We start from the raw sequence: 11,599 nt of genomic DNA, 5'->3' as shown, positions 1-11,599 counted from the left end.
GCCGCACGGTGACGGCTGCGCACGTGTGTGCTCATAGGCGGAGCCGTTCGACGGCTTGTCCGGTGACTTGCGCGATCAGGTCAAAGTCCGTGTCGAGGGCAAGCACGGTGAGGCCGGCCATCTCAGCGACCGCGGCAACCAGCAGATCCGGGATCGCCGGGGCACGGTGCAGCCCACGGTCGGCCAGCTGGAGCTGCACGCCCACGGCGCGGTCCTCGGCGGCTGGGGTCAGGTACTCGAGCGGCATCAATGCCAGCGGCGGTGCGCCTGATTCGCTGCGGGCCTGCGGCCCGTTGCGGAACGAGTAGCCGATCTGTAGGCGGGTGACGGTGCTCATGCGCACGAGACCGCGTTCGATGCGCTCGACCCAGGCCTGGGCGTCTGGGGAGGCCACCAGTTGCGTGTAGGCCGATTTGTCGATGAGCCAGTTGGTCACCGCCACGCGGCGTCCATGATGTCGGGATCGTCGAGGTCGGTGGCCGCCGCGGCGGCGCGGCGTAGATCGTCGACGGTCATGGTCCGCGTGGGGGCGCTCACCGACCCTTCGGTCTCGAATCTGGTTCGCAGATACTCTTGGCGCGAGAGACCGCGAGCGGCGGCGTCGGCGTCGATACGCGCGATCGCCGCGTCGGAGAGACCGCGGATCAGCACATCACCCATCTGGCGTGACCTCCTGATATCATCGTTATCAGCCTACAGGGTGTCGAGCTGGGCCCCTGCCGCGACACTCATATCGACTGAGACCCGCCCGGCCGCGCTGACTCCTGCTGTCACCAGGGCTCTGCATGCCCGATAATTGGTGGCGTGACCATTCAGCTTGAGGCTGCCCAGGCGCTGGCGGTGGTCGAACGCGCCCGCTCGCTGTTCGGTACGCCCGGGCCTGTGGCGACGTCGGGAGCTCCTCTTCAGACGGCAGCGGAATCTGTCAGCGGCGCGGGTCAGCAGATGTCGGGTCTTTCCGGTCAGCTGGTGGATCGGCATGCGTCGGTGGTACAGCAGCAGAACCGGGAGCTGGTCACCGCCGGCCGTACCGACTCCACCTTGGAAGCGCGATTGGCCAACGCGGCGCAGATCACTGAGGGCGGCGCGCGCCAAATGGACACGATTGTCGCCCAAACCCGCTCGATCGCCGAGGTGGCTGGATCGGCTCGCACACCGGCGGCGGAGATGATGGTGCTCAAGGCCCTGCGGACGCAGGTCGCCCGCGCCCAGTCGGTAGTGGCCTCGACTCAGCAGCAGTCCAGCCAGGCCGCCGGAGAGGTGAGAGCGCTCAGCTACGGCTCCGGTGAGTTGCCCCAAGCTCCGGCCGACCTTCCTACCGACAAGCCGGGTGAAGACCCACCACACGGTGAAGATCCGCGGTACTGGCTCGATGTCACCAAGTTGACCTACGTGGGTGACGGCGAGCTCGCGCCACCGAACTACAAGCAGGTGGGCCCCAACCTCTGGTATCCAGACCCTGAGGGCGGCCTGGGGTATGTGCCGCCCCCGCCGCCGGCAAAGTACCCCCTCGATCTGAGCGACGTTCGGGTGATCGACCCCGACTCCGGTGCGCTCTTCCCGCCGGGCTATCAGCAGGTCGCTCCGGGAATTGGTGTCCCACACCCTGATTCCTATTACGGTGCGCAGCCGCCGTGGCCCAAGCCGCAGCAGCCCATTGATATCCGCGACGTGGTGGAGATAGCGCCAGATCAGCTTGCCCCGTGGGGTTACGTGGAGTACATGCCCGGGTGGTGGGTTCCCGATCCGTCCAGGCCCTAGCGAGGAAGCCACGGGGTTCGGGTTCGTAGCGTCAGATCAATCGCGGTTGGCCCTGGTGGTCCTCGACGATGCAACGTTCGCGGCGCAGTAGCGCGTCCAGAAGGGCGTTGATATGCGCGACGGCGCGGTCATCGAGGCGGACGGGCCCGTAGATGAAAACATGACCGGCGCCGGCGGTCAGTCCGACAGACTCCGGATCACCACCGGCACGTACATGCATCTCCCAGTGAATACGCGATCCGACATCATCGGCGCGCGCATCGAGCAAGGCAAGACTGCTCGCTGAAACCCCCACCGGAAATTCGTAAGGGCACCTCAATAGGTTGCTGAGCAACAATTTTCGCCGCGCACCTGCTACCGCGCTACGCAAGACGGTGGGTCGGGTGGTGACGCGCTCGGGCATGCTGACCAAGCGATTGACCACGGTGTCGCAAACGCGCCCTAGCATCAGCGCCATGCTTGGTTTCTGGGTTATCGCGTGGGCCGGATCGCTTCTCTTCTCGGCGTTGGCTGTTGAGACGTACGTGAAGCGCCGATGGCCATCCCGCAGCACACTGGGACTGGGCGCGGTCGTTGGGCTCAGCGCCATCCTGTTCTCGTTCGCTGGTATCGGCGCCCTCGTCGAAGGCGCCCTTCATAGTGCGGCGTGGCTGCGCGACGACGAGATGGCGCTATGGGTCGGAATCCTGTGCCTCTGGTCCATCTTCGTGTTTGGTGCCCTCCGAGCGATCCCCTGGGTGGTCGCGCAGCGTGAGTGAAGATGACACCGCACTTCTAGTTAGCGTGCTGGCCGGAAGACTCAAATGTCCAGCAGCACAGCAGAACTGAGACCTGGGTTAACCGCCAGCTCGAACAGTGAACACCTCGTCGGCGACGCCTGCTAGGGCGGCGCGCGCATCGTCGAGGTAGGTGAACATCGTCGCCCGGCCGACCAGGGCCGGATGACCGGGGATTCCCGTGAGGCCGACATCGAGCCAGTCACGGTCGAGCCGGTCGGCCGACACCAACTGACGACCAGGCCGGCCAGCGCCGTCGAGGGCAGAAGCGACCGCCATGCCTGAATTGGTCGGCAGCATTGTATGGATGACCTCGGCCACCGACCAGGCGCGTAGCCGGGAGACTGGCATGAGGTCGTCGACGATTGCGGCCACCACCGGCAGAACGGTGAATATTGGCATGCCGTCGAAGAATTCGATGTGTTCGTCGAGCGCCGCCTCAAGGTCTCCGCCGTTGAACAGCTCTCCGAAACGGGCCTCCCGAGTGCCCAATTGGGCGAGACGGTCAGCGACAGGCTGGCGGCTCTGTCCGAGGTGCACCAGCACGAAGTCCACCGCTCCAACCGTCACCGCGGGGGAGGCGGCCACCTCGGCTGCCAGATCGGTCATTCGTATCTCTGCGCGCCAATCGCGACACCAACTGACCGTGGCGGCGTCGAGGCTTTCGAAGTGCAGCACCGGCAGGCCCAGCTCCGCGGCGCCTCGGCGCGCCACGTGCAGCCCGCGTAAGTACTCGGCGAGGTCAACAACAGCAGCTGGTGCGCTCATCAGGTTGCACACTCCGTGGCAGCGGTCGGCATCCTCAATTCGTCACAGTGACGAAATAACGCGGCCGACCCGCAGCATATGTAGTGCGGTCGACGGGGGACGTGACGCGCACCCCAGTAGAGAACACCTGAAATTTCACTCGATCGCTGCCGGGCACCATTCGTGCCGGGCGGATGCACCGTCGGTGGCCGCAGGCCCATTCCGCGGCCGGCGCGCTCTTGACGCACGCCATCGACCGAGGTGATCACCGCCGTGACGCTACCGGGCCGACACCGGACACTGCTTGTCCGGCTCACACACCCCGCCGGCAACTCTGGCAGCTGCGTAAGAACGCAACATTAATACTGCTGCGCCACAACACATTTCGCCGATAATAGCGATTATGTCAACTAACAGTTGGCAGGTGTGCGAACTGACACTTGACGTATGCGGATTGTCCCAGAATACTTGGCGCTATGGCAATCCCCCGCCTCGTCGATCTGATCGACAGGTACCGGGCCGCTCACGGGGTCAGCGAATCCGAGGTGGCCCGCCGGATCGGCATGTCCCGGGAGAATCTGCGTAAATGGCGGGTCAACGGTGTGAGCCGCCTACCGGACCGCGAGAATCTTGCGGCCGTCGCGCGCGTGATCGGCAAGCCCTATCGCGAAGTCATCTCCGCGGCCCTGTTTGATACCGGATACCTCACCGACGACCAGGCTTCCACTCCCAGGCCTCACGATGAAGTACTCCACGACGCGATCAACGTGCTTACCGAAGCAACCCGACTAACCAATCAGCCTATGCGCCAGACGAGCTCAGGCCAGTGGGAAGTGGACCCCGATCCACGCGCTGCGCTGCGAATCGACTGGGCTGCCTTCGTGACCCTGGCCCTGGCGGGCGCTGCCGCCAACCTTGGAAGCATCGAGGAGGCGCTAGATGGCCGGCCGGGCTCGTGGGAGGCCGAAATGGTGAGGCGCACAATAGAAGCCACGGTTTTCGACGACAAGGACTTGTTGCGCCATCGCACCGAGCCGGTAGTGGTTGACCTCTGGGTGGAAAGCATCCTCGCCCAGGTCGACGACCGCAGCGACGACGCCTATGCCGACGCACAGGTCGAACTCGACGGCCGCGCCGACGCCGTTCCTGAGCCCACCGACGTGCCGCCAGGCCCCTTCTCCCCCGACGACCCCCGCATCGCGGCCGTGAACTGGGTGAATGTGGACGACAACGGCTACCTGGTCATCACCCACGACGACTGGACCGGCGACGCTGACGACGTCGCCCTGCTGACCGAACTCTCAGCGGAGGCCGAAGCCTATCGCGATCCGACCCCCGGGGAGATCGCCTATGAGCAGGCCATGCAGTCGATCGCGGCACTGGTCGACGCGCTCGATGACCAGCGGAGGCGCGAATACGCCGACTACGCGGCCCGACTCACCGAGGCTGTCGAAGCGAAGCTCGCGGCCCTGGAGCTGGCGGTGCCGCTCACGATCTCTATCACCCCCGCCCCTGAGACCCGGGATTCCGAGGACTTAGACAAACACGCACCTCCGGCGTACTCAAGCAGCGCCATCGAGGGCGCCATCGAAAGCGCCGTCATGGAAACCCCCACCCCTGCAGCCCTCCCCGGCAGTCCCCTCGAACGGCTCGAAGCAAGTCGAAAAGGTCAGTAGCAACAATGAGCGAGGTACTTCTTCACCACGTCGAGTGCGGCCCCGTGCAACTGCTCAACAGCGCGCCGACACCGGCCACAGTGCTGGCCAGCCTGCCCGGACCTGACGGCGCCGACCAGCTATGCATTCAGCTGGCGACACCCGTTAAGCACCGCCTCCCTGCGGGCGCGTCGGACGCCGACTACCCGCCGGGCCAACGCGGCCGAGACGCACACGGGCCATTCCTGTGGATCTACCACGCGGCTTTGCATCCCCGCGTCCCCGGGACCGACCTTGCAAAGCCTGCCCTCGATCTCCCCGTCGACGTCTCCTACATCCTCGACCCCAGCATCGGCCAGGCTGACGTCCTCGATGCCACGAAGATGGTGTGGGTCGCCACCGCGTTCCTGGACCACTCCCCCACACCGCTGCCATCATGGCCAGACCTGGAGGACCTCGAACCAGGCATCCGCACTCCCGGCGGCCCGCCGCCTTACGAGGCCCTAGAGCACCGCATTGAGCACGCCTTGGCGCAACTGACTGTGGTCGCCAGGATTTCGGCAAGGCGGACCCTCCCCGCCCGCAGTTCCAAGCATTTCCCGCAGTCGATGCCTCCGGCGCCGCCTATACCGTCGATGCGGACGGCTCTCTCCACTATCGGTGCATGGATGTCCTGACCGGCCAGCCAAGCACGCGTCAAACTGTCGACGCCGACGAGTTGCTGTACTGGATCGTCGACGACGCGGCCCGCGCGATCGCCTGGAATTTTGCCTACCGCTCCCCCGCCGCGCGCGGCGCCGACGCCGACACGCTCAAGGCGACCGTGGCCCTGCCACTGTGGGCCGCCTTCGTCAGTGCACTCGACCCGCGGTGGGGCTCGAAGACACAGGCCACGATTGACGCTCTCCTGCACAACTCTAAACCCACCCGACGCGCGAGCTAACGACCAAATGCGGAGGTGAGGGACGCGACGGCCCAAACGCTACACGGTCATTTTCTAGGGTTGATCCCCAGCACGAAAGTCGTGCATAAGGGAAGGAAACCCGACGTGACCATGAAGACTCGTACTCCGAAGATTCTCGTTTTTGATGTCGCTCCCAGCCGCTTGATGGAGATGAGCGTCGACTACTACCGCGAGTGCCAGATCGCGGGAGCCGGCAGCGTTGAGGTCGACGTCGCCGATGATGACACCACCATCGTCTCCGCGACCCGCTACCTGCCCGCCGACGCCGACGTTGCCGCGGTCGTCCACGACGGCGTTCTCCAGGTGCTCTGCACGCGCGCACACCGCGCCCCGATCGTCATGTGCGAGTTCCCTGAGTGGACGAACTACACCGTGCACCGCTCGCGCCGGTGAGCCGTGCATGCGCCCTCTCATGTGAACATCAAACGGAGACATCGACTGGCGTTAGCAATGCGCCGAACGGTGTCTCAAGAACCGCGATAAGGTGTTGACCGACCCCGACGACTTGTGGGCTGAGTATGAGTTCGGGCCTGTTCACTGTCACCGGTTCTGATGAAAGCTCTTCGAGTCCCCCTGGCCCGTACACATGCATTCGGAAGGTGGGCGCGCCGGGGCTGAGTTGGGGTAGGCCGATCGCTTGGATTCGCAGGCCTCCTGCGCCGTCGGATTGCGACGCGATGTGGGGTTCGTGGCCCTCGACCTGTACCCAAGCGGGCACTGAAATGGGGCCCGCTGTCGACTATCGAGGCTCTCCTCGCTTCCCGGTCCCACTAACGACGACACCCGCTGATCCACCGGTGGCTCGCCGACCACCCAACATCTGCCCAACTCCGGCATGCCGGCGCCGGGTGAACTCCAATCTCACGCCATGGGGCCGCCCTTCGGGGGCGGCCCCATTTTGGTGTCTCAGATCTAGAGAAACGAGGTCGATCAGTTCTTGTCTCAGGTGGAGGTGTGTAGCGGCGATCTAGGGCCGGTGGCAAGTTCGGCGGCGGGTGATGCGGATCGGTGGAGATGACTAGGTGTCATTGCTGGTTTGGGCGTGACGACCGGCGGTGGGCGCGGTGCTGAGCGCGGCGGTGGCGGCTAGGACAGTAGCAAATACCAGTAGCGCAGGGGTCAAGGTGGCCGCGGCGGCGAGGGCGCCGACGAGTAGTGGCCCACCGGCATCTCCGAGTTCGCGGCCCACTTCGGCAGAGCCCATGGTTTGGCCGAGCCGTTCAGCGGGAGTGGACGCGGCCAGAGAGGCGAACCCGATCGGGGTGACGACGCCTACGCCAATGCCGATCAGTACGGCAGCGCTGGCCAGGCCCATGATTCCTGGTATCACCACCGCCGCGCACCCCGCGGCAGCGAGCAGTAGGCCGGTTGACAACCCGGTGCGGTCCCCGATGCGCCCGTCATCGCGAGCGCGCCCAACCCCGGGCTGAACTACGGCGGTCGCCGCTGCCAACACCGAGACGACCGCTCCGGTGAGAAGTGGGCTGAGGCCGCGGCTGGCGCCGATGACAGGAAGGAAGCCAACACCGACCGATAACGCGGCGGTGGCCGCGGCTAGTGCGAGGGTCGGGCGCAGAAAGCCCGGACTGGAGAGTCGGCGGCCCAGGTCGAGTACCGTCTGGCGGACCCGCGGCAACGGTGCCACCCCCGGCACCATCAGCAGCGCCCACGCTGCGACCGCCGTTCCTAGTGTGGCGAGCGTGGCGAAGAGCAGGGTGTAGCCGCCCCAGGTGATGAGCACCCCTCCCAATACCGGTCCCAGGGTGTAACCAAGTCCTTTCCAGGCACCGTAGCGACCGAAGCCGCGGCCTTGCTGCCCCGGCGCGGTTAGCCGCGACACCAATACCCCGGCGGCAGGTGAGAATGCTGCTGCGGCGGCGCCCTGAGCGAATCGGGTCACGCCCAACCAGGCAGGATCTCCAGCGATGACGAAGGCAGCGGATGCCGCGGCGAAGGCGAGCAGTCCGCCGAGCAGAACGGGGCGGGCGCCAATGCGATCGGCCAACGATCCGAACACCGGTTTGAGGATGACTTCGGCTCCGTCGTAGATGGCCAGCAGCAGGCCCAGGGTGAGCAGCGATGTGTGTGGCCCGTCGGTATAGCCGCCCAAGGTGGCGGCGATGCTGTGAGCGCCGAATGCGGTGACGAATCCCGCCGCGTACAAAGGCAACAACTGAGTTCGGGTCCCCCCGAGGCCTGTATCGGCAGAGTTGGGCGTACTCATGCCAGTGACAGTGGGTTTGTGCTGGCGGTGGCGAGTGTCATAGCTGGTGCAACGCGGTGAAAACCCGCTCGGTGTAGCCGGCGAGGCGTTCGATGCAATGCTTGAGCTGCTGGTTGGCCTCGGTCACCTCGGGGGCGCCGAATACATCACGCGCGGTCAGCTCGCGGTGCCATCGACGCAGTCGCTCCAGGCTGTGTTCCTCTTCTTCGAGCTCAGCGATCGTGAACTTGGCGATTCGAATCTCTTTGTCGATTTCGGCGTCGAAATTGGCGCAGTCGGAGATGAACTCAGCCCACTCCTCGCTCCGTTCAGCGGTGAACAAGGCTTCCAGACGCGCGGCGTCGGATTCATTGCGTCCGGACGCGGCCAGCACCGTCACCTCGCCGTCACCGCGTTCAGCTAGCTCTTCGGTTCGGGCGATTCCATCGGCGAATACCGGGGCATCGGGCACCGCCCATACCCCCTGCCCCAACAGGGTGGCCCCAGCGCGCCGCAGCTCGCGCCACACCGCGACTCGGTGCCGCGAAGGCTCCGCAGGCATTCGTACCACCAGAACCAACCATCGGACCGATGCCTCTGCCACATCCAAAAATGTATCAGCGGTTACATTTGTGCGGCGACCACACCCCCGGGTCGCATTAACGCCAGTCTCAGTTCTAAAAGAAACGAGGCCGATCACATCCTGTCTCATCTGGAGTCCCCGTCCCTTTGACGCCGGAGCGGCCAGGCCCTGCCACCAGACTCGATCACGCCCATCGCGGAGCCTCGCTGAGGATGTGACAGATGCGGGCGTCGGTGCAGTTCAAAGGATTCAGCGTCCGGCTGCGGTGAAGGAGTCGACGCAGTTCTGTTGCTAGCGATGCCAGCTCTTGTTGGCGCTGTGTTATGTCGTCGAGCTTGCCGCTGAGTAGCGCGTGTACGTGCTCGCAGGGTGCCGTTCCGTGGTCACGAAGGTCCACGATGCTGGCGATATCGTCCAGGGTCAGTCCGGCGGCTTGTCCGGCGCGGATGAAGTGCAGTCGGGTGATCGCAGTGCGGTCGTAGCGCCGGTAGCCATTGGTGCCGCGGCGAGGTGCTGGCAGTAGTCCGCGTCGTTCGTAGAAACGGATGGTCTGCGGCGATAGATCCACGGATCGTGCCAGCTCTCCGATCAGCATCCTCGCCACACTAATCCTTGACCTTGTACTGCACTGCAATGTTTAGCGTGACCTCATGACTTGCAAACGTGTGCACCGAGGGGCCGGTTGCGGTGCGATCACCCAGGTGGGGCGATGACTGCCCGCTTCGATTTGATCGTGATCGGTGCCGGCATGGCCGGTATCGCCGCCGCCAATAAGTGCGCCGCCCAGGGCTGGCGCGTGGCGATCGTCGACGCGTTGCCCTACGGCGGTACCTGCGCGCTGCGCGGATGCGACCCGAAAAAGATCCTGCGCCGTGGCGCCGAAATCATCGACGCTTCCCAACTGATGCGCGGAAAAGGTATCGACGATGGCCAGATCCGCATCAACTGGACCGATCTGATGCGCCACAAACGGGGCTTCACCGATCCGGCACCAGCGAACATGGAAAACGACCTACGTCGCCACGGCGTCCAAACACTGCATGGTCAGGCCCAGTTCGTAGACGCCCATCAGATCAGCATCGGAAACGACTCCCACCACACAGACCGGGTCTTGATTGCTACTGGAGCGCGGCCCCGGCCGCTGCAGTTCCACGGAAACGAACACCTCATCGACAGCACCGAGTTCCTCGAATTGGAGGTTTTGCCACCGCGAATCGTGTTCGTTGGGGGCGGTTACATTTCTTTCGAGTTCGCCCACATCGCCGCCCGGGCGGGCAGCCACCCGATCATCCTCGATCACGGTCCGCGCCCACTGAAGGGGTTCGACCCCGATCTAGTCGACCTGTTGATCGCCGGCGGCGACGTTGCCGGAGTTCACGTGCGGCCGTCCACCACGGTCACCGCTGTACGTGCGACGGCGTCCGGATACCAAGTCCAGGTCGATCAGGATGGAACTCTTACCACCATCGATACAGACTTGGTGGTTCACGGCGCCGGACGCGTCCCCGAGCTGGCCGAACTCGACCTCGACCGTGCTGGCATCGCGTGGTGTGAGCGAGGAATCAGTGTGGAGCCGTACCTGCAAAGCACGACACACCCCGGCGTCTACGCCGCCGGGGATGCCGCAGACACCGCCGGGCCCCCGTTGACGCCCGTGGCCGTCATCGAAGGCAAAGTAGCCGCCTCCAACATGCTCAAAGACGCCAGCACCGTGCCCGACTACACGGGTATCCCGTCGGCTGTATTCACGATCCCCGAACTGGCGCGCGTTGGGTTGCTCGAAACAGAAGCCCGCGACCTGGGATTGAAGATCGACGTGCGCTACACCGACGCCAGCACCTGGTATTCGAGCTACCGCCTCGGCGAAGATACCGCCGCAGCCAAGATCCTCGTCAATAAGGACGACGACCGAATCGTGGGCGCACACCTGCTCGGACCGGACTACACCGAACACGCCAACATCGTGGCCCTGGCCATCAAACTAGGCCTCACCACACGCCAGCTCAAGACAACCACCGCGGCGTACCCCACCCTGGGCTCCGACCTCGGCTCGATGCTCTAAGCGGCCGCTATTGAGCCCACGCCGGACGGAAGACGAAGAGCGACGTCCCATGCTGTCTCGTCTCTAGAGAAAAGAGACACCATCGGTGCTGCATCGCTATCACCGCGTAGTCGCAGGTCGCGCTGTCTCATTTCTTGTCTCACCACGCGTATCTCAGATCCTCAATGTCGGAGCTCGATGAGACTGTGGTGGCGCGACAACGATCCTTGGGTATGCGCGGGTGAGCACCGCGGGCCAAGACCTCGATGGACAGCCGATCGCACTTGCAGTCCAGGGCGTCGAATCCGGCCAGGTTTTCACCGACAAGCTCTCAGTTGCTGTGAACACCGACAGACCGGGCCGGGCCGCCCAGCTGCACTACGCCCGCGAGGGCGACACCGTGGTCGTCACCGCCATTGATCGTCCCGGGCGTTCCGTCGCCGAAGTCACTCGCACCATCGCCGAACTCGGTGAACGTCGAACCCTGTTGCGCGCCTTACACGAAGGCATAGATACCGACACACCTACAGGCCGCGCGGTGGCCGCCATCATGGCCACCCGGCGGAGCTGCCGAAGTTGGATCCCGACCCGCACCGTGCAGTGCAGTGCAGTGCAGTGCAGTGCATATTCCTGCTGGCCACCGCGGTTAATCGACTCCGAAACGACGCCGGCACCGGCCACGGACGACCTGGACCACCACGCAAGACCAGCGAACTGAGCGCAGCAGAGGCCCGCCTCGTCGCTCACGCGACCGCACTCGTCGCAGGAGCGTTGCTCGACAAACTCGACGGCGGCTGAGGCGCTACCTGGGGTTGTGTCTAAACTGTGGTGTCCCGGGCATCGAAGTGCCGAATACCGCCAACGAGGTC

At 64.8% G+C, this 11,599-nt stretch carries 15 protein-coding genes and 1 pseudogene; 9 read left to right on the top strand and 7 right to left on the bottom strand.

Translation table 11 applies throughout. The features are described 5' to 3' along the window. Nucleotides 1-31 precede the first annotated feature (31 nt). Nucleotides 32-442 carry a PIN domain-containing protein gene (locus G6N53_RS00710; protein WP_011767768.1) on the bottom strand — a complete coding sequence of 137 codons (411 nt, stop codon included), beginning with the start codon at nucleotides 440-442 and terminating at the stop codon, nucleotides 32-34. Then, nucleotides 433-660, bottom strand: coding sequence for a type II toxin-antitoxin system VapB family antitoxin (gene vapB / locus G6N53_RS00705; protein ID WP_048471216.1), 228 nt, complete (start codon nucleotides 658-660; stop codon nucleotides 433-435). The genes G6N53_RS00710 and vapB overlap by 10 nt, the downstream gene beginning before the upstream one ends. Nucleotides 661-804: 144 nt before the next feature. Here vapB and G6N53_RS00700 point away from each other — a divergent pair, with 144 nt between their 5' ends. Continuing rightward, entirely contained in the window at nucleotides 805-1,761 is a 957-nt protein-coding gene (locus G6N53_RS00700) for a DUF4226 domain-containing protein (RefSeq protein WP_041321962.1), read from the top strand. A 31-nt stretch (nucleotides 1,762-1,792) separates the two neighbouring features. Here the strand turns inward: G6N53_RS00700 and G6N53_RS00695 are convergent, their stop codons facing one another. Then, the gene (locus G6N53_RS00695; RefSeq protein WP_163886449.1) at nucleotides 1,793-2,218 is read right to left on the bottom strand and encodes a hypothetical protein; all 426 of its coding nucleotides are present in this window, start codon (nucleotides 2,216-2,218) and stop codon (nucleotides 1,793-1,795) included. On the opposite strand from G6N53_RS00695, the gene G6N53_RS00690 reads away from it, so the two are divergent. After that, nucleotides 2,217-2,519: a hypothetical protein gene (locus G6N53_RS00690; protein ID WP_237166292.1), complete on the top strand. Its 303-nt coding sequence runs from the start codon at nucleotides 2,217-2,219 to the stop codon at nucleotides 2,517-2,519. The two genes, G6N53_RS00695 and G6N53_RS00690, sit on opposite strands and share 2 nt — an antisense overlap. Before the next feature lie 78 nt (nucleotides 2,520-2,597). Here the strand turns inward: G6N53_RS00690 and G6N53_RS00685 are convergent, their stop codons facing one another. Further along, nucleotides 2,598-3,305: a hypothetical protein gene (locus G6N53_RS00685; protein ID WP_163886447.1), complete on the bottom strand. Its 708-nt coding sequence runs from the start codon at nucleotides 3,303-3,305 to the stop codon at nucleotides 2,598-2,600. A gap of 455 nt (nucleotides 3,306-3,760) precedes the next feature. Here G6N53_RS00685 and G6N53_RS00680 point away from each other — a divergent pair, with 455 nt between their 5' ends. The 4 genes from G6N53_RS00680 (at nucleotide 3,761) to G6N53_RS00670 (ending at nucleotide 6,296) form a co-directional block, all read left to right on the top strand. After that, entirely contained in the window at nucleotides 3,761-4,960 is a 1,200-nt protein-coding gene (locus G6N53_RS00680) for a helix-turn-helix domain-containing protein (protein ID WP_163681017.1), read from the top strand. Nucleotides 4,961-4,965: 5 nt separating this feature from the next. Beyond that, nucleotides 4,966-5,616, top strand: a complete 651-nt coding sequence (locus G6N53_RS00675; RefSeq protein ID WP_235682711.1) for a hypothetical protein — start codon at nucleotides 4,966-4,968, stop codon at nucleotides 5,614-5,616. Beyond that, nucleotides 5,604-5,882 carry an Imm63 family immunity protein gene (locus G6N53_RS30015; RefSeq protein ID WP_235682712.1) on the top strand — a complete coding sequence of 93 codons (279 nt, stop codon included), beginning with the start codon at nucleotides 5,604-5,606 and terminating at the stop codon, nucleotides 5,880-5,882. The genes G6N53_RS00675 and G6N53_RS30015 overlap by 13 nt, the downstream gene beginning before the upstream one ends. 111 nt (nucleotides 5,883-5,993) lie before the next feature. Then, nucleotides 5,994-6,296, top strand: coding sequence for a hypothetical protein (locus G6N53_RS00670; protein WP_235682720.1), 303 nt, complete (start codon nucleotides 5,994-5,996; stop codon nucleotides 6,294-6,296). A 625-nt stretch (nucleotides 6,297-6,921) separates the two neighbouring features. Here G6N53_RS00670 and G6N53_RS00665 read toward each other — a convergent pair. From G6N53_RS00665 to G6N53_RS00655, 3 genes are all read right to left on the bottom strand, one after another. Continuing rightward, nucleotides 6,922-8,127: an MFS transporter gene (locus G6N53_RS00665; RefSeq protein WP_163681022.1), complete on the bottom strand. Its 1,206-nt coding sequence runs from the start codon at nucleotides 8,125-8,127 to the stop codon at nucleotides 6,922-6,924. A 37-nt stretch (nucleotides 8,128-8,164) separates the two neighbouring features. Next, nucleotides 8,165-8,710: a Chromate resistance protein ChrB gene (locus G6N53_RS00660; RefSeq protein ID WP_237166290.1), complete on the bottom strand. Its 546-nt coding sequence runs from the start codon at nucleotides 8,708-8,710 to the stop codon at nucleotides 8,165-8,167. Nucleotides 8,711-8,873: 163 nt separating this feature from the next. After that, nucleotides 8,874-9,284, bottom strand: a complete 411-nt coding sequence (locus G6N53_RS00655; RefSeq protein WP_163681025.1) for a heavy metal-responsive transcriptional regulator — start codon at nucleotides 9,282-9,284, stop codon at nucleotides 8,874-8,876. A gap of 114 nt (nucleotides 9,285-9,398) precedes the next feature. On the opposite strand from G6N53_RS00655, the gene G6N53_RS00650 reads away from it, so the two are divergent. The 3 genes and pseudogenes from G6N53_RS00650 (at nucleotide 9,399) to G6N53_RS30010 (ending at nucleotide 11,528) form a co-directional block, all read left to right on the top strand. Beyond that, nucleotides 9,399-10,751 (top strand): dihydrolipoyl dehydrogenase family protein, encoded by a 1,353-nt coding sequence (locus G6N53_RS00650; protein WP_163681028.1) that lies wholly within the window; start codon nucleotides 9,399-9,401, stop codon nucleotides 10,749-10,751. Nucleotides 10,752-10,971: 220 nt separating this feature from the next. Continuing rightward, nucleotides 10,972-11,289 (top strand): annotated as a pseudogene (locus tag G6N53_RS00645) (recombinase family protein); the annotation flags it as partial. A gap of 17 nt (nucleotides 11,290-11,306) precedes the next feature. Then, complete coding sequence (locus G6N53_RS30010) at nucleotides 11,307-11,528, top strand: abortive infection family protein (protein ID WP_237166288.1); 222 nt, start codon at nucleotides 11,307-11,309, stop codon at nucleotides 11,526-11,528. Nucleotides 11,529-11,599: the final 71 nt, after the last annotated feature.

The organism is Mycolicibacterium hippocampi, from assembly GCF_010723735.1.
Classification (GTDB): Bacteria; Actinomycetota; Actinomycetes; order Mycobacteriales; family Mycobacteriaceae; genus Mycobacterium; species Mycobacterium hippocampi.
This window is presented reverse-complemented; position numbering and strand designations above follow the sequence as displayed.